The organism is Microbacterium sp. JB110 (assembly GCF_003335195.1).
Taxonomy (GTDB): domain Bacteria; phylum Actinomycetota; class Actinomycetes; order Actinomycetales; family Microbacteriaceae; genus Microbacterium.
In genome coordinates this window covers 90,144-106,862 of the sequence record NZ_QPGM01000010.1, presented here as the reverse complement: position 1 = coordinate 106,862, position 16,719 = coordinate 90,144, and the positions used below count along the sequence as shown (strand labels likewise).

Below are 16,719 nucleotides of genomic sequence, written 5' to 3'. Positions count from 1 at the left end.
TCATGACATGTCCATGCGGCCGTGTAGCGTGCACATCGCCTTCAGATTTCGCTCGGAGTCGTGAAGACCCGCAGAATAGAGCCATCCGGATCGACTCTCCGGCTCGCCTCACGAAAGGATCTGACGTGGCATCCGACCACTCAGGCTCGACTGCGACGCAGCAGTCGGGGCTCGTGCCCCATGATGCCGAGGAGTTCTCCTTCCTGGCCGGCCAGGCCGAACGGCTCGGCGCCGCGGTTCCGAACGCCGAGCGCATCGATGTCGCTTCCTCCGCCGGTGCCGTTGTCAGCGCCATCGCGTACGGCGACGCGCCAGCAGATATCGTGCTCCTGCACGGTGCGGGGCTGAACGCGCACACCTGGGACGCCACCGTCCTCTCCCTCGGCGAGCCCGTCCTCGCGGTCGACCTGCCGGGCCACGGCGACTCCGCGTGGCGCGAGGACGCCGACTACTCCCCGCACACGATCGCCCCCGCCGTGATCGGTGTGATCGAGGCTGTGGCGAGCACCCCCGTTGTGCTCGTCGGCCAGTCCCTCGGGGGCCTCACCGCCGCGGCCGTCGCCGCCGCCCGCCCCGACCTCGTCTCGCGGCTGGTCCTCGTCGACATCACGCCGTCGATCGACCAGGGCGGCCCAGAGAAGCTGCGCGCGTTCTACGAGCGGCTGGAGTTCTCCTCGCGCGAGGAGCTCGTCGACTACGCCGTGTCGTTCGGGCTCGGCGGCGACCGCGTCGAGGCGCGTCGCGGTGTGCATCTCAACTCCCGTGTGCGCGAGGACGGTGTCGTCGAGTGGAAGCATCACTTCGCGACGATCGCCGCACACGCCCTCGACGCCTCGTCGTCCGCACGCACCATCGACCAGGCGGCCAGCTGGCGCGACCTCGAGACCGTGCGCGCCGAGACCACGCTGGTGCGCGGCACCCGCGGCTTCGTCGACGACAGCGCGGCCGACGTGTTCCGTGAGCACATTCCGTCCGCGTCGATCGTCGCCCTCGATGCTCCCCACAACGTCCAGGAGGTCGCTCCGCGGGAGCTGGCCGACGTGATCCGAAAGGCGCACAGCTGATGCTCCTCCCCCTTTCTCTCGGCCGTCGCTCCGCCGTCGCCGCCGGTGTGGTCATCGCGGGCCTCACGCTGGCAGCGTGCACGGGCGACGAGCCGGAGACCGCACCGGCCGTCGGCGCTGATCCGGATGCGACGCTGCGCGTCGGCCTGGTGCTCGCTCCGGACAACCTCGACATCCGGCACACCTCTGGGGCAGCACTCGAGCAGATCCTCGTCGACAACGTCTATCAGGGCCTGGTCACCCGCACACAGGAGGGCGAGATCGTCGAAGCGCTGGCCGAGCAGTACGAGGTCTCGGACGACGGCCTGGCCTATTCCTTCACCCTCGCCGAGGACGTGACCTTCCACGGCGGCGGCGAGCTGACCCCGAGCGACGTGGTCGCCTCGCTGCAGCAGGTCATCGACGACGACACCGTGCAGGGCCACGACGACTTCGCCGGCGTCGCATCGGTCGAGGAGTCGTCCGACGGCGTCGTGATCACGCTGAGCGAGCCGAATCAGAACTTCCTGTTCACGCTGACGACCCCCGCCGGCCTCGTCTTCGACTCCGACGATGAGACGGACATGAAGACGTCCGCCAACGGCACGGGTCCCTTCGTCGTCGACGATTGGGCGCCAGGTGACGGCATCGTCCTCACCCGCAACGACGACTACTGGGGCGAGCCTGCAGGGGTCGCCGAGGTCGACGTGAGCTACATCGAAGACTTCAACGCCGGTGTGAATGCCGCGCTCGGCGGGGAGCTCGACGTGCTCACCCCCGTGCAGGCCGATCTCGTGCCGCAGATCGACGGCGTCGACGGCTTCGAACTGACCTACGGGCGCACGACCGACAAGTACGTGCTCGGGTTCAACAACGCGGTCGAGCCGCTTGACGACCCCCGCGTCCGACAGGCGCTTCGGCTGGCGATCGACCACGACGCCCTGGTCGAGACGATCGGCGCGGGAGTGACCCAGTACGGCCCGGTGCCGGAGCTGGACCCCGGCTTCGAGGATCTCTCCGAGGTCGCGCCGTACGACCCGGATGAGGCCGAGCGCCTGCTCGCGGAGGCCGGCACCACCGACCTCTCGCTGACGCTGACGGTGCCGAGCTTCTACGGCACGACCATATCGACGTTCCTCGTCTCCGCCTACCGGGACATCGGCGTCGAGCTGAAGGTCGACCCGGTGGAGTTCCCGACCTGGCTCAACGACGTCTACACCAACGGCGACTACGAGCTCAGCATGGTCAATCACGTCGAACCGCGCGACCTGGTGAACTTCGCGAACCCCGACTACTACTTCCACTACGACAACCCGATGGTGCAGGAGCTGCACCACCAGGCGATGACGGTGACCAACCCTGAGGAGTCGAACGTGCTGCTCGCCGAGGTGGCCCGCCAGGTCTCCGAGGACCACGCGGCCGACTGGCTGTACACGGCGGAGCAGATCACGGCGACCGTTCCCGGCGTGGAGAACTTCCCCGTCGACTCGCTCAACTCCCGACTGCCCCTGGCCGGGGTGTCCTACACGGGTCAGTAGCGCGCCGATCCCATGATCCGGTACGTCCTCACCCGGCTGGCGCTGCTGGTGCTCGGCCTGGTCGCCGCCAGCGCCATCATCTTCCTCACGCTGCGCGTGCTGCCGGGAGACGTGGCGCAGGTGATCGCCGGCACGGGCGGAACTCCGGAGCAGGTGCAGGCCGTCAGGGAGGGCCTCGGGCTGAACCGCCCGCTGTTCGAGCAGTACGCGAGCTGGATGGGCGGGGTGCTCACCGGCGACCTCGGCACGTCGCACCTCAGCGGGGCCCCGGTCGCAGAAGAACTCGCGGAGAAGGCCCAGGTCACGGTGCCGCTGGGGCTGCTGGCGCTGGTGATCGCGCTGGCCGTGGCCGTCCCGTTCGGCGTTCTGTCCGCCGTGCGACGCCGGCACGCGGACGGCCAGGCGATCGGATTCGTCGCCCAGTCCCTCGCCGCCGTTCCCGTCGTCTGGGCCGGCATGATGCTCGTGGTGGTGTTCGCCGTATGGCTCGGCTGGCTGCCCGTGCAGGGCTTCCCCACGAGAACCGGCTGGGCCACGCCCGGCCGCGCGCTCGAATCGCTGATCCTGCCCGCCGTCACGATCGGCGTCGTCGAGGGCGCCATGCTGCTGCGCTTCGTGCGCAGCGCCACTCTGCAGGCGATGGGGGCCGACTTCGTGCGCACTGCGGCGGCGAAGGGGCTCACCAGAACGCAGGCGCTGCTGCGGCACGGGCTGCCGAGCGTCGGCCTGTCGATCGTGACCGTGCTCGGACTGCAGATCGCGGGCATCATCGTCGGCGCTGTCGTCATCGAGCAGGTGTTCAACCTGCCGGGCATCGGCCGGATGCTGGTCTCCGACGTCGGCACCCGCGACCTGGAGAAGGTGCAGGGAGAGCTCCTCGCGCTGACCGGCTTCGTGCTGATCGTCGGCTTCATCGTCGACCTCGTGCACCGCGTGATCGACCCGAGGCAGCGGGAGGAGGAGAGATGACCGTGATGTCGCGCCTCGTGCGCTCTCCGACAGGACTCTTCGGCCTCGTCGTGGTCGCACTGGTCGTCGCGACGGCGCTCGTCTCGCTCGTGTGGACGCCGTTCGACCCGCTCACCGTCGACACGTCGGCGCGCTGGGCCGGGCCGGGCTGGCCGCACCTGCTCGGCACGGACAACACGGGCCGCGACATCCTGAGCCTGGTCATGGTCGGCGCCCGCACAACCGTTGTCGTGGCCGTCGGCGCCGCCTGCGTCTCCTGCGTGTTCGGCCTCGCCATGGCCGCGCTCGGAGCCCTCACGCCGCGGTGGGTGCGCGAATCCGTCGCCGTGATCATCGACATCTTCGTCGCCTTCCCCGTGCTGCTGATCGCCATGATGATCTCCGCCGTCTGGGGCGGTTCGCTCTGGGTGGTCGTCGCGTCGGTCGGGCTCGGCTTCGGAGTGAACATCGCGCGCGTCACTCGGCCGGAGCTGCGCCGCGTGCTCTCCAGCGACTTCGTGCTGGCGGGCCGGGCATCCGGCCTCACGCCGATGCAGAACCTCATCAGGCACCTGCTGCCCAACGTCGCGCCGATCTTCATCGTGCAGCTGTCGTGGGGCATGGCCGTCGCTGTGCTGGCCGAGGCGGGTCTGTCGTATCTGGGCTTCGGCGCGAGCGTGACCGAGCCGAGCTGGGGCGTGCTCCTCAGCGAGCTGCAGCGCTACCTCTCCGTGCATCCCCTCTCCGTGCTGTGGCCGGGCCTGGCCATCACCGCCGCCGTTCTCGCCTTCAACCTGCTCGGCGACGCGCTGCGCGACGCCACCGATCCGACGCTGCGCTCGGGCCGGCGCCGCATCCCGCACGACGGACCGGGAGTGGTCGCATGAGCCTGAGCGTGAAGGACCTGCGGATCGCGTTCGGCGGCGAGGCGGTCGTCGACGGCGTCTCGTTCGAGGTTCCGGACGGCGCCCGCATCGGTCTGATCGGAGAATCCGGATCGGGGAAGTCGCTCACCGCACTGGCTCTGATGGGTCTCGCGCCCGAGGGCGCCGAGGTCACAGGATCGGTCGAGTGGGACGGCCGCGAGCTGGTGAACATGCCCGACCGCGAGCGCGCCCGACTGCGCGGCGCAGGCACGGCCATGGTGTTCCAGGAGCCGCAGACTGCGCTCAACCCGATCCGCACGGTCGGCAGGCAGATATCGGAGGCCGCGCGGATCCATCGCGGTCTCTCGCGTGCGCACGCGCGTCGTCTCGCCGTCGATCTGGCGGGGCGGGTGCGCCTTCCGGAGCCAGAGGCGATCGTGCTCCGTCACCCGCACCAGCTCTCCGGCGGCCAGCGCCAGCGCGTCGCGATCGCCGCCGCCCTGGCCGCGGAACCGCGCATGATCATCGCCGACGAGCCGACGACAGCCCTCGACGTCACCATCCAGGCAGAGATCCTGGACCTGCTGCTCGGCCTCGTCGACGACGACGGCACGTCGTTGCTGTTCATCACGCACGACCTCGCGGTGCTCGCTCAGGTGGCTTCTCACGGCATCGTGCTCGAGCGCGGGCGGGTGGTCGAGCACGGCACTGTCGAGCGACTGCTCACCGCACCGTCGCACGAGGTGACGCAGCAGCTGCTGCGCGACGCGAAGGCGACACTGTGGCGCCCCGGCGCGCGAGGCGACGAGGGGAGCACGCCGTGACCGATCCGATCATCAGCGCCTCCGGCCTCGGGCGCACCTACCCCGCCCCTCGCCCGAAGCGCACGACGACCGCGCTGCACCCTGCCGACATCGAGGTCGCCGCCGGCGAGTCCGTCGGCATCATCGGCGAATCGGGCTCGGGCAAATCGACGCTCGTCCGACTGCTGCTCGGGCTCGACCGCGCATCATCCGGCACCGTCGAGATCGCGGGGCGCCGCGTCGATTCCCGTGCGTCGGCGAGATCGCTGCACTGGCTGCGCCGGATGACAGGGGTCGTGTTCCAGGACCCCTACGCATCGCTCGACCCCCGGATGAGCGTGGGCCGGATCGTCGGCGAACCGCTGTGGGCGCTGGGAATCGAACCGGACCACGCGGCCCGGCTGGAGCGCGTGCGCGAAGTGCTGGCACAGGTCGGCTTGGACGCCGAAGCGGCCGACCGCCACCCGCACGAGTTCTCCGGCGGTCAGCGCCAGCGCATCGCGCTCGCCCGCGCGATCGTGCACCGACCGGAGATCCTGGTCGGCGACGAACCGCTGTCCGCGCTCGACGTGACCGTCAGGGCGCGGATCCTCGATCTGCTGCGGCAGCTGCGCACCGAGACGAACCTCACGCTCGTGATGGTCAGCCACGACATCGGCGTGGTGCAGAACCTCTGCGACACCGTCGTCGTGATGTCGGATGGCCGCATCGTCGAACGCGGCCCCGTCGCCGAGGTGCTCCACTCCCCCCGCGAGGACTACACCCGCAGGCTGCTCGCCGCGATCCCGACGCTGGAAGCATAGAGCAGCACCTCTGGCGATCGAGAGTTCATACCGGTATGTTTGTCGAGACTTCGCCGCCCCTGCGCGAGTCGTCGCAGGAGAGGACCCGATCCATGCCGCGAGACGTCGACTCTGACGCCGGAACGTCCCCACGCTCTCAGATCCTCCGCAACGCGGGACTGACGGTCGTCGCGGGCCTCGCCGCCCTCGGTCTCGCAACGGCCCCGGCCGCCGCAGAGGAACCGCAGGCGGCGTGTGATGCAGCCGCCTTCACCGCCGCGTTCAACAACGCAGCCGATGGCGCAGCCGTCACCCTGTGCGGTGATGTGACGGTCTCCCCAGATGACGCGCCGCTGACTGTCACAAGCGGCACATCCGTCACCCTGGATCTCGACGGCCACACACTTGAAGTCACGGGTCCCGAGCTCGCCGCGGGCATCTCCGTTCCTGCGGATGCGGCGCTTCGCATCGAGGACGGGGCAGGCGGCGGAGCGCTTCAGGCCAGAGGTGGGGCTTCTTCCGCCGCCATCGGCGGCGGTTCGGGTGACTCCGCAGGCAGCATCACGATCGCGGGCGGCACCGTGACGCTGACCGCACCCGCCGGAGGCGCGGGCATCGGCGGCGGGAACCACGGTGCAGGCGGCGACGTCACCATCACCGGCGGCACGGTCGATGCGCAGGGCGGGGCTCGCGGCGCGGGCATCGGCGGTGGCGGAAGCGGTGACGCCGGTACGCTGACCGTCACCGGTGGAGCCATCAAAGCCCTCGGCATCTACGGCGGCGCCGGCATCGGAGGCGGTGCCGACTACGGCGAGGGACCCGGCGACCGCGGTGACGTCACGATCACCGGCGGCACGGTGACCGCAGGAACCACGTCGTTGGGCGCAGGCATCGGCGGCGGAGCGGCCGTCAGCGGCGACGTCGACGGCGGCATGGGCGGCACGGTGCACATCGGCGGCGATGCACGAGTGACCGCTGGCGGTGGCATGAGCTACGGCTCGATCGGCGGCGGAGCGGGTATCGGAGGCGGCGGAGCCAGGACAGGGCAGGGAGGTGCAGGCGGCGACGTCGTCATCGACGATGGCGCGGACGTGACGGTCGTCTCCGGACACAACCCGGACAACGGCTCGTCAGACAGCACGGCGATCGGAGGCGGAAACAACTGCTTCGGATCTGCTTGCGCCGATTCGCCCGACACGGGCGAGTTCGGAACGCTGCACAATGCAGGCACGTTGCACGTCGCCGCGGACAGCGCGATCGTGCTCTCCGAAGGAGCGGCGGCGACCAACCCCGGCACGATCACCGGTGAAGGCGCGCTCACCGGTGCGGGAACGGTCACCAACTCCGGGGCGATCGCGCACACCGTCGCGGTGACCGAAGCCCCGCTGACCGTGACCGAGCACAACTACCTGCTCGAGTTCCGCGTACAGGGCGGAACAGTCGCGCCGGAGCAGATGACGGTCTACGCCGCCGCGCTCGCCGATGCCGAGCTGTCCGCATCGGATCTTCCTGTTCCCGCACTCGACGACCGTGATTTCGACGCGTGGTACCTCGACACAGCCGCCACCGACGAGCCGGTCGGCGACGACACCGTGCTCAGCGCGGATCTGAGCGGCGACGGCACACCGATCGACGTGCCGCTGCACTCCGGATGGGTGCAGAACGACCCGCCGATGATCACGACCGCTTCCCTGCCGGACGGAGTCGTCGGCGAGCCCTATCAGACCGCCGTGGCGGCGACCGGCGGCGCAGCGCCGCTCGTGTGGGAGATCGTCGATGGTGCGCTTCCCTCTGGTCTGACTCTCGCCCCGGACACCGGCGCGATCGCGGGCACGCCCGAGGCGGCGGGCTCAGCAGCCCTCACGGTGCGGGTCACCGACGAGATCGGCCTCACCGACGAGATCGAGCTCACCGTCACCGTCGCCGACGCACCAGTGGTGCCTGACCCGACGCCGCCGGACACGAACGACACCGACGTCCTCCCCGACGACACCGACGGCTCCGGCGGCACCGGCGGCACCGACGGCACGACCGAGCTGCCAGCGACGGGCTTCGACGCCGCATCCAGCGTGCCGTACCTCGGCGCGATGGGATTCGGTCTGCTGTTCGCGGGGGCAGCGTCTGTGCTGTTCGCGCGCCGCGCCGCACGTCGGTGACCGCGCATCGCTAGTCCTCGACGTGCACGCGCACGCCGTGTTCGCCTGGCCGCACGTGCGAGGCGAGCTCCCACTCCTCGGTGTAGTCGCCGGCGAACTGCGGGCGGTACGCGATCGGCTCGTCGGTGAACAGCCGGTCCAGGCGCTGATGCAGGTCGTCTCGCACTTCTGCGTAGTCCGTGAGGCGATCGGCGCTGGGGAGCGCCCACGTCGGCAGTACGCTCATCCCCGTGTAGGCGAACGTGCCGTGGAGCAGCCCGAAGAGCAGTTCATGCAGCTCACCTGACTTGCCGCGCGGGCCGATGGCTCGCGGCCTGTCACCGAGCGTGGTCACGACGAAGGCGCGCTTGCCGACGAACGGCCCCCGTTCGAAGCGCAGTCTGCGCCCGGTGACGTGATCCGTGCCGAACGCGAAACCGCTGACGAAGACGCGGTCGAACCACCCCTTGAGAATGGCCGGCATGCCGTACCACCACAGGGGGAACTGGACGACGACCGCGTCTGCGCGGCGGAGCTTGTCCTGCTCAGCGCCGACGTCCGGGCGCTGAGCTCCGGAACGATAGGCGTCGCGGGTATCCGCGCTGACGCGGAACGGCTCCCCTGTGCAGGAATCGCGTCCGCCGTCGGCGGCCCGCAGCACAGGGTCCCAGCCCATCGCGTAGAGATCGGATTCGATGACCACGCTGCCCTGCCTGCGAAGATGCGCGATGCCGTCGCGTCGAAGACTCCCGTTCAGCGAGCGCGATTCCGGATGGGCGCTGATCCAGAGGATCGTGGAAGCGGTGTCGTCGGTGTCGTGCATATGTCGATGCTGACTCAATAGGATAGATCACGCCAGTACGGACATTTTTGTCGCTTAGGAGAGATCATGCGGTTGCCGGTATCGCGAGCAATGGAAGTCTGCCCAGTCGAGGTGGCCGTCTCCGTCCTGGGCGGAACGTGGAAGCTGACGCTCGTGAAGCATCTTCTCGCCGGAACGCGACGCTTCAACGAGATCGGCCGCTTGGTGCCGCTGGCGAACACCAAGACGCTGACGCGTCAGCTGCGCGAACTCGAGGAAGACGGCATCGTGCAGCGCACCGCGTTCCCGGAGGTGCCGCCGCGAGTCGAGTACGCCCTGAGCGAGACGGGCCGCTCCCTCGAACCGATCGTGAGCGCGATGGACGCATGGGGCGCGGAGTTCGCACAGCGTCACGGGGTGTGAGCGACTGCGTCCCGCACGAATGTTCCCTGCGGGGCATGAACAAACTCGCTCCTGTCGTTCACACCGCGTTCACCCGGCATCCGGAGTGCGTTCTGCCCGGCCCACCAGCATGGTGAGGGACCACGGGGAGGTGACCATATGTCTCTGGCTCGTCCGCTTTCCACGGAGACGCAGGCCGCGACGACAGCAGCTGTGCATCGCGACGACGCGGTCTCGATCGAGCGCGTCGACGTGCCGGATCCCGGTCCCGGCGAGGTCATCGTGGCCATCGATCTGGCGACCGTGTGCGGCGCAGATCGCAAGGCGGCGCAGAACCAGCAGGGGCAAGCGCGGATCCTCGGGCATGAGGGCGTGGGGCGCGTACTCCGCGCAGGAGCGGACGCTTCCGTCGAGCCAGGCACACGCGTGGTGTGGGCGCCGACGGTGACCTGCGGCAGATGCGACAGGTGCAGGGCGGGTCTGACCGCCGCGTGCCGGAAGTCGATGTCGCTCGGCGAGCAGAGCATCGACGGACCGTGGCCGTTGTCAGGCACATTCGCCAGGCACCTGCTCCTCCCCCGCGGCGCCGCGATCGCGCCCGTTCCGCACGATCTCTGCGACCCCGTCGCCGCGTCGGCCGGGTGCTCCGCCGCGACCGTGATCTCCGCATTCGACGCTGTGGGCTCGCTCCGCGGAGCGCGCGTGCTCATCCTGGGAGCCGGCCTGCTCGGACTGACCGCAGCCGCCTATGCGAACGACAGCGACGCCGCCTCGATCGTGGTGGTCGACCGCGACGCGGCACGCCGCCACCTCGCCCGCACATTCGGCGCGACGGAGACAGTCGACCCGCACGACGGTCTGCCGGACGCCGACATCGTGGTCGACTTCACTCGATCCGGAGACGTGACCTCCGCCGCGCTGCGAGCGCTCACGATCGGCGGCCGCCTCATCCTCGTCGAGCAGCACCGGTCCACGCCCGCCCCCGGTCACGGCAACGCCGACCTGGACACCCATCGCGTCACCGCACGCTGGCAGAGCGTCTCGGGTGTCAGCGGCGCGGAGCCGCACCATCTCTCGCTCGCGATCGACTACCTCACAGAAGCCCGCTCCCGCTGGCCGTGGGAGCAGCTGGTCACGCCGGCCGTTCCGCTGTCGTACCTGCCGAGCCTGCTCGCCGGGCCGGCGCCGATCGCCCCGCGCACCGCCGTTCAGCCGCGGCGCTGAGGGGCGCGTTCCCTTGCGCCTGCTCGCCCGAACATCCGTGACAGAGGTCCGGGGCGCCTGCGACCCTTGAGCGATTTCTGCAGGTAGATCGTGCCAAGCCACCGTCCGAATTTGAACCCGACCCTGCCCATCCGGCCCACTTCGCGGAAGCCGAACTTCTCGTGCAGCGCGATCGACGCATCCGCGCTTCGATCGCTGATCACCGCGACGATCTCATGCAGACCGAATTCCTCGCACGCGTCGATATGCGCCCCGAGCAGTGCCCCGCCCAGCCCTTTGCCCGCCGCCCCCGGCCCCAAATAGATCGAGTTCTCCGCCGTGTATCGGAACGAGCTCTTGCCCGACCATGGCGAGGCCAGCGCGTAGCCGAGCACCTGGCCCGTCGGCGCCACGGCGACCAGGAACGGCAGCCCCAGCCGGTGCAGATACTCGAACTTCTCGCGCCACTGCGTGTGCGTCCACGGCTTCTCGTCGAAGGTGACGACCGAATTGCGCACGTAGTAGTTGTAGATCTCGCGCACGTCTGGCATGTCTGCGAGCCTCGCGGGGCGGATCTCGTAGGAGAACGGCCGCTCCCCGTCCGGAGAGCGCCTCAGGTGCCTCGGCAGTCGTCGACGCTTGTTGTATTCCGATTCGAGCATTCGTCCGGTTACCCAACGCTCCAGTCGACGGGAGCCGCGCCCTGCTGCTCCAGCAGGGCGTTCGCGCGTGAGAACGGCCGGGAGCCGAAGAACCCACGGCTCGCCGACAGCGGCGACGGGTGCGCGGATTCGATGCGCGGGGTGTCACCGAGCAGGGGCACGAGCGAGCGCGCCTGCGCACCCCACAGGATCGCCACGAGCGGCTTGTCCCGCCCGACGAGCTCCCGGATGGCGTGCTCCGTGACGCTCTCCCAGCCCCAGCCGCGGTGCGACGCCGGCTGCCCAGGCGAGACGGTGAGCACGCGGTTGAGCAGCATGATGCCCTGATCGACCCACGACGACAGGTCGCCGTGGTCTGCGGGCTCGATGCCGAGGTCGTCGCGCAGCTCGCGATAGATGTTCTGCAGGCTGCGCGGAACGGGCCGCACGTCGCGCTCGACGGAGAAGGACAGGCCGACAGGATGTCCAGGTGTCGGATACGGATCCTGGCCGACGATCAGCACCCGCACCTCGTCGAACGGGCGCTGGAACGCGCGCAGCACGCGCTCACCGGCAGGCAGATACGGCCGTCCCTCCGCCTGCCCGACGCGGAGCCGCTCGCCCAGCGCGGCGATGTCCGCCGCAACGGGCTCGAGGGCGCTCCCCCATCCGGAATCGATCAGGCCTGCGTCGGTGAGCTCTGCCAGTGACTTGCCAGTCATGCATTTCAGCCTACGTGCCCAGCCGAGCCGTCCGGGGCGCGCGCATGTGACGGAAGATTTCAGTACCGTTGCCAGTGTGTGTCGGCGCACGTAGCGTCGGAGCACCACCCGCCGGAGGACGCGAACCGCTGGCGCCCGCCCGTTCGACGAAGGAGCCAACAGAGCATGAACTGGAAGTTCGAGACGCAGCAGATCCACTCCGGTGCCCAGCCCGACCCCACGACCGGGGCGCGCGCGACACCGCTGTACCAGACGACGTCCTACGTGTTCCGGGATGCGAATCACGCAGAGAGCCTGTTCTCCCTGGCGGAGACGGGCAACATCTACACCCGCATCATGAACCCGACCCAGCAGGTCGCCGAGGAGCGCATCGCCGCACTCGAGGGCGGCTCCGGCGCACTTCTGGTCGCCAGCGGCCAGGCGGCCGAGACCTTCGCCGTGCTCAACATCGCGCAGGTGGGCGACCACATCGTCTCGTCGAGCTCCATCTACGGCGGCACCTACAACCTGTTCAAGTTCACCCTCGCCAAGCTCGGCATCGAGGTGACCTTCGTCGAGAACCAGGACGACCTCGACGAGTGGCGCGCCGCCATCCGGCCCAACACCAAGCTGCTCTTCGCCGAGACGATCGGCAACCCGCGCATCAACGTGCTCGACATCGAAGCCGTCGCCGACATCGCGCACGAGGCAGGCCTGCCCCTGATCGTCGACAACACCATCGGCACGCCGTACCTCATCCAGCCACTGCAGCACGGCGCCGACATCGTCGTGCACTCCGCCACGAAGTTCCTCTCCGGCCACGGCACCGTCATCGCCGGTGCGATCGTCGACGGCGGCAGCTTCGAGTGGTCCAAGCACGCCGACAAGTTCCCCGGCCTGACCGAGCCGGACGAGTCGTACAACGGCGTCAGCTACACCGGTGTGCTCGGCGACGCCGTCGCCTACATCACGAAGGCCCGCGTGCAGCTGCTGCGCGATCTGGGGGCCGCCGTCGCGCCGAACAACGCATGGCAGCTCATCCAGGGCCTCGAGACGCTGTCGCTGCGCGTGGAGCGCCACGTCGAGAACGCGAAGGCGATCGCGAGCTGGCTCGAGGCTCGCGAGGACGTCGCGACGGTGTACTACGGCAGCCTGCCGTCGTCGCCGTGGCACGCCAACGCCGAGAAGTACGCCCCGAAGGGCTCCGGCGCCGTGCTGTCCTTCGAACTGGCGGGCGGCGTCGACGCCGGCCGTGCGTTCGTCGACTCGCTGCAGCTGTTCAGCCACCTCGCCAACATCGGCGACGTGCGCTCGCTGGTGATCCATCCCGCATCGACGACGCACTCCCAGCTCACCCCGGAGGAGCGCCTCACCGCAGGCGTCACGCCTGGCCTGGTGCGCCTCTCCGTCGGTCTGGAGCACATCGACGACCTCACCGCCGACCTCGAGCAGGCGTTCGCCGCCGCCAAGGCAGCGCGGGCCTGACCCGCCAGAAGCCGCCGCCGTCCGGACCAACCGGACGGCGGCGGCTTCGTCGTTGCGCAGCTGAGCTATTCGCGGATGGCGGTCCCGAGCTCGGCGAGCACAGCGGCGCGCGCGTCGCGGCCACGGTCGCCGCGGCGCGTGATCACGGCGTCGACGAGCGCCTCCGTGACGAGCATCAGCGCAGCCCTGCTGGTGTGCAGCAGTTCGTCGCGGAACGAATCGTTCACGGGCGGCACGATCAGCGCAGCGTCGGCAGCCTCGGTGATCGGCGAGCTCGCGAACGACGTCATCGCGAGAACGCTGGCCCCGCCCCCGGCCGCGGCGCGCGCCACAGCGATGGTCTCCTCGTTCGCGCCCGATCCCGACACCACCAGGCACACGGATCCCTCGCCGAGCTGACGCGCCGCGATGCGCTGTGCCAGCGGGTCGAACAGCAGCTCGGCCGGTCGCCCTGCTGAGCTGAGCCGCAGCACGAGATCGAGGGCGAGCGGCGATGACAGCCCGTTCGCGACCACGAGCACGCGGCCGGCCGTATCGAGGGCGCGCACGAACGTCTCGAGGGACTCCTCGGTCAGGCCGGCGATCGTGTGGCCGATGCGGCTCGCGAAGCGGTCAAACGACGCGCGCAGCGACCCCAGCAGCGTGCCGTCTGCCGTGAGCTCGCCTGACATGGCGCTCAGCGCGAGCTCGCCTGCGACGGCGACCCGCAGCTGCGGGAACCCGTCGTATCCCAGCGTCTGGGCCGCGCGGATCACCGTCGCTCGGCCCACCCCGACCGCCTCGGCGACCTCCTGCGCCGTGCGCTCGACCGTACCGGCGAGATCTTCTGCGATGGCGGCGGCGACGCGGCGCTCGCCCGAGTGCATCGACGGGGCCAGCGCGACGATCCTCGCGGTCGGCGGTGCGTCAGCGGATCCTTCCCAAGCCACGTGTGCCAGGTCCTTCCATGATGCGGCGGCGCAGAGCCCCGGAGACGGCGTCGATGAGCATCGTGGCCACGATGACGACGATGAGCAGCATTCCGACGGTAGACCACTCACGATAGTTCGTGTAGTTGGACAGCATGCTTCCGATGCCGCCGGCACCGACGAGCCCGAGCACGGCCGAGGTGCGGATGTTGATCTCGAAGCGGTACAGCGCGAACGACATCAGCGATGGCAGCGCGGCCGGCCAGAGCGCCCAGCGCAGCACGGCGACGCGACCGCCGCCCGCGGCGCGCACGGCCTCCGTCGCGCCCTCGGAGAGGGACTCGATGGTCTCGTACACCCACTTGCCCTGCGTGCCGATGCCCGCGATGCCCAGTGCGAGCGCGCCGGTGAACGGAGTCAGCCCCGTGATGGTGAGCAGCACCAGCGCGATGATGACCTCGGGAACCGCGCGGATCACGGCGAACACGCCGCGCAGGACCGTGCGCAGCCACGCGGGGCCCACGCCCCTGGCGGCCAGCATGCCGAGCGGGATCGAGACCACGACGCACAGCAGCGCGCCGAGCCATGCCATCGAAATCGAGCGCCACATCTCGAACAGAGCGCGGGTGAGGCTGCTCCAGTCGGGCGAGGCGAACATCAGCGCGCCGTATTCGGCGGACGCCGCAGGCAGGCCGAGCAGCTTGTTCCAGTCGATGCCCATCGTCGCCGTCGCGACGATGATGACCGCGCCGACGATGACAGCCCAGATCGTCTGGACCGCACGCGACGGCGGCTTCGGAAGCGCCATCGGGCGTCCGGATGTCACACCGGTCATGCGATCCTCCTCCGCAGCAGGTTCGAGCAGACCTCGATGATGAGCACGACGACGAGGATCTCCAGAATGATGATCGACACGTCGTCATAGGCATAGAAGCCGAAGCGCTCGTCGAGCAGACGGCCGATTCCGCCCGCGCCGACGATGCCGAGGATCGCCGAGATGCGTACGTTCAGCTCGAGCACGTACAGCCACTGGTTCGCGAACAGCGGCAGGTTCTGCGGCAGTGCCAGCGTGCGGTTGAGCCGCCCCTGCGTCGACCCCGCGGCGCGCCCCGCCTCCAGATACGGATGCTCGGACGAGTCGATCGCCTCGGAGACCAGCTTGACGATGATGCCGATGTCGAACAGGAACAGCGTGAGAAGGCCCGGCAGCGCCCCCACACCGACGAGGGCCACCAAGATCGTCGCGTACACGAGGTCGGGAACGGACCGGATGACGTTGACGACTGTGCGCACGATGCCGCGCGTGACTCCATCGGGGTTCGTCGGGCGTGCGGCCCACAGCGTCAGCGGCACGGAGACGAGTGCGGCGGCGACGGCGCCCACGAGCGCCATCTGCAGCGTTTCGAGCATGGGCTGCAGCGTGCGCGGGAAGAACGCCCAGTCCGGTTGGAGCAGTTGCAGCATCTTGTCCGCGCCGTTGCGCCAGTTGCGGGCGATCGCCTGGAAGTCGAGCTCCACCCCGCCGATGGCAGGCAGACAGGTGAGCACTGTGAACACGACGAAGACGACGCCCCAGACCAGCCTCTTCGGCCATGTGCGCGGCCGCGCCGGGACCGCGAGCGCAGCGGTCGTCGTCACGATTCGGCTCCGAGCCTGTCCTGTGGCTGGATCCGGCGCCCGTAGATCTGCTCGAAGTCGGCATCGGTCGCCTTCGCGGCCGGTCCGTCGTACACCAGCTCGCCGGCGCGCAGGCCGATCATGCGCGTGGTGTAGTCACGGGCGAGGTCCATCAGGTGCAGGTTCACCAGCACCGTGAGCCCGCGCTCGACGCCGATCCGCTCCAGCTCCGCCATCACGGCGTGCGCCGTCGGCGGGTCCAGGCTCGCAACGGGCTCGTCGGCGAGCATCACGCTGGGCTTCTGCGACAGGGCGCGCGCAATCGCGACACGCTGCTTCTGCCCGCCGGAGAGCGATCCGGCCCTCGTCCAGACCTTGTCGAGCATGCCGACGGCCTCGAGCGAGCGCAGCGCGATCTCACGGTCCTCGGCCGATGCGATGCCGAACAGCGACCGCAGCCACGACGAGCTCGCGAACCGGCCGACGAGGGTGTTGCGGTACACGTCGACGCGTTCGGCGAGGTTGAAGCCCTGGAAGATCATGCCGACGTGCCCGCGCAGTTCGCGCAGGCGCCGACCTGACAGGCCGGAAACGGTGTACGGACCGACTTCGACGGTGCCGCTGGTGACGGGCACGAGCCCGTTGATCGTGCGGATCAGCGTCGATTTGCCCGACCCGGACAATCCGACCACCGAGACCATCTCGCCGGGCGAGATCGAGAGCGAGACGTTCCTCAGCGCCGTCGTGCCGTTGGGGTAGGTGACGGACGCACCGTCGAGGCGGATCGGCCACGAGGCGGAGGCCGGTGCGACACCGGCCTCCGCCCGTTCTGCGGGAGTGCTCAT

At 69.6% G+C, this 16,719-nt stretch carries 16 protein-coding genes and 1 pseudogene; 10 read left to right on the top strand and 7 right to left on the bottom strand.

Translation table 11 applies throughout. The annotated features are described in order from the left end of the window. Positions 1-125: 125 nt before the first annotated feature. From CIK77_RS15965 to CIK77_RS15935, 7 genes are all read left to right on the top strand, one after another. Positions 126-1,064 (top strand): alpha/beta fold hydrolase, encoded by a 939-nt coding sequence (locus tag CIK77_RS15965; protein ID WP_249268722.1) that lies wholly within the window; start codon positions 126-128, stop codon positions 1,062-1,064. Next, the gene (locus CIK77_RS15960) at positions 1,064-2,581 is read left to right on the top strand and encodes an ABC transporter substrate-binding protein (protein WP_087056362.1); all 1,518 of its coding nucleotides are present in this window, start codon (positions 1,064-1,066) and stop codon (positions 2,579-2,581) included. The genes CIK77_RS15965 and CIK77_RS15960 overlap by 1 nt, the downstream gene beginning before the upstream one ends. A gap of 12 nt (positions 2,582-2,593) precedes the next feature. Beyond that, positions 2,594-3,550 (top strand): ABC transporter permease, encoded by a 957-nt coding sequence (locus tag CIK77_RS15955; protein WP_087056361.1) that lies wholly within the window; start codon positions 2,594-2,596, stop codon positions 3,548-3,550. Further along, entirely contained in the window at positions 3,547-4,416 is an 870-nt protein-coding gene (locus tag CIK77_RS15950; RefSeq protein WP_087056360.1) for an ABC transporter permease, read from the top strand. The genes CIK77_RS15955 and CIK77_RS15950 overlap by 4 nt, the downstream gene beginning before the upstream one ends. Further along, the gene (locus CIK77_RS15945; RefSeq protein WP_087056359.1) at positions 4,413-5,219 is read left to right on the top strand and encodes an ATP-binding cassette domain-containing protein; all 807 of its coding nucleotides are present in this window, start codon (positions 4,413-4,415) and stop codon (positions 5,217-5,219) included. Before CIK77_RS15950 ends, CIK77_RS15945 begins: the two co-directional genes overlap by 4 nt. Further along, positions 5,216-6,001, top strand: coding sequence for an ABC transporter ATP-binding protein (locus CIK77_RS15940; protein ID WP_087056358.1), 786 nt, complete (start codon positions 5,216-5,218; stop codon positions 5,999-6,001). Before CIK77_RS15945 ends, CIK77_RS15940 begins: the two co-directional genes overlap by 4 nt. 92 nt (positions 6,002-6,093) lie before the next feature. Continuing rightward, complete coding sequence (locus tag CIK77_RS15935; RefSeq protein ID WP_114347284.1) at positions 6,094-8,136, top strand: Ig domain-containing protein; 2,043 nt, start codon at positions 6,094-6,096, stop codon at positions 8,134-8,136. A gap of 10 nt (positions 8,137-8,146) precedes the next feature. On the opposite strand, the gene CIK77_RS15930 is transcribed toward CIK77_RS15935, so the two are convergent. Then, entirely contained in the window at positions 8,147-8,938 is a 792-nt protein-coding gene (locus tag CIK77_RS15930) for an NAD(P)H-dependent oxidoreductase (protein ID WP_170934249.1), read from the bottom strand. A 111-nt stretch (positions 8,939-9,049) separates the two neighbouring features. Between CIK77_RS15930 and CIK77_RS15925 the strand changes: the two genes are divergently transcribed. Continuing rightward, positions 9,050-9,340, top strand: coding sequence for a winged helix-turn-helix transcriptional regulator (locus CIK77_RS15925; protein WP_258861486.1), 291 nt, complete (start codon positions 9,050-9,052; stop codon positions 9,338-9,340). Positions 9,341-9,478: 138 nt separating this feature from the next. Beyond that, entirely contained in the window at positions 9,479-10,543 is a 1,065-nt protein-coding gene (locus CIK77_RS15920; RefSeq protein WP_087056355.1) for an alcohol dehydrogenase catalytic domain-containing protein, read from the top strand. Here CIK77_RS15920 and CIK77_RS15915 read toward each other — a convergent pair. Both CIK77_RS15915 and CIK77_RS15910 read right to left on the bottom strand, forming a co-directional pair. Beyond that, positions 10,528-11,184, bottom strand: coding sequence for a GNAT family N-acetyltransferase (locus CIK77_RS15915; protein WP_114347283.1), 657 nt, complete (start codon positions 11,182-11,184; stop codon positions 10,528-10,530). The two genes, CIK77_RS15920 and CIK77_RS15915, sit on opposite strands and share 16 nt — an antisense overlap. Positions 11,185-11,192: 8 nt before the next feature. Beyond that, a complete protein-coding gene (locus CIK77_RS15910; protein WP_087053885.1) occupies positions 11,193-11,885 on the bottom strand; it encodes a uracil-DNA glycosylase in 693 nt (230 codons plus the stop codon). 162 nt (positions 11,886-12,047) lie between these two features. On the opposite strand from CIK77_RS15910, the pseudogene CIK77_RS15905 reads away from it, so the two are divergent. After that, positions 12,048-13,349: pseudogene (locus CIK77_RS15905) on the top strand (bifunctional o-acetylhomoserine/o-acetylserine sulfhydrylase); the annotation flags it as partial. Between the two features lie 65 nt (positions 13,350-13,414). Here CIK77_RS15905 and CIK77_RS15900 read toward each other — a convergent pair. The 4 genes from CIK77_RS15900 to phnC are packed head-to-tail and all read right to left on the bottom strand — an operon-like array spanning position 13,415 to position 16,719. Beyond that, a complete protein-coding gene (locus CIK77_RS15900) occupies positions 13,415-14,278 on the bottom strand; it encodes a MurR/RpiR family transcriptional regulator (RefSeq protein ID WP_087053887.1) in 864 nt (287 codons plus the stop codon). Beyond that, positions 14,256-15,092, bottom strand: coding sequence for a phosphonate ABC transporter, permease protein PhnE (phnE, locus tag CIK77_RS15895; RefSeq protein WP_087053888.1), 837 nt, complete (start codon positions 15,090-15,092; stop codon positions 14,256-14,258). Before phnE (CIK77_RS15895) ends, CIK77_RS15900 begins: the two co-directional genes overlap by 23 nt. Then, positions 15,089-15,895, bottom strand: coding sequence for a phosphonate ABC transporter, permease protein PhnE (phnE, locus tag CIK77_RS15890; protein WP_087053889.1), 807 nt, complete (start codon positions 15,893-15,895; stop codon positions 15,089-15,091). The genes phnE (CIK77_RS15895) and phnE (CIK77_RS15890) overlap by 4 nt, the downstream gene beginning before the upstream one ends. Then, positions 15,892-16,719 (bottom strand): phosphonate ABC transporter ATP-binding protein, encoded by an 828-nt coding sequence (phnC, locus tag CIK77_RS15885; RefSeq protein ID WP_087053890.1) that lies wholly within the window; start codon positions 16,717-16,719, stop codon positions 15,892-15,894. Before phnC ends, phnE (CIK77_RS15890) begins: the two co-directional genes overlap by 4 nt.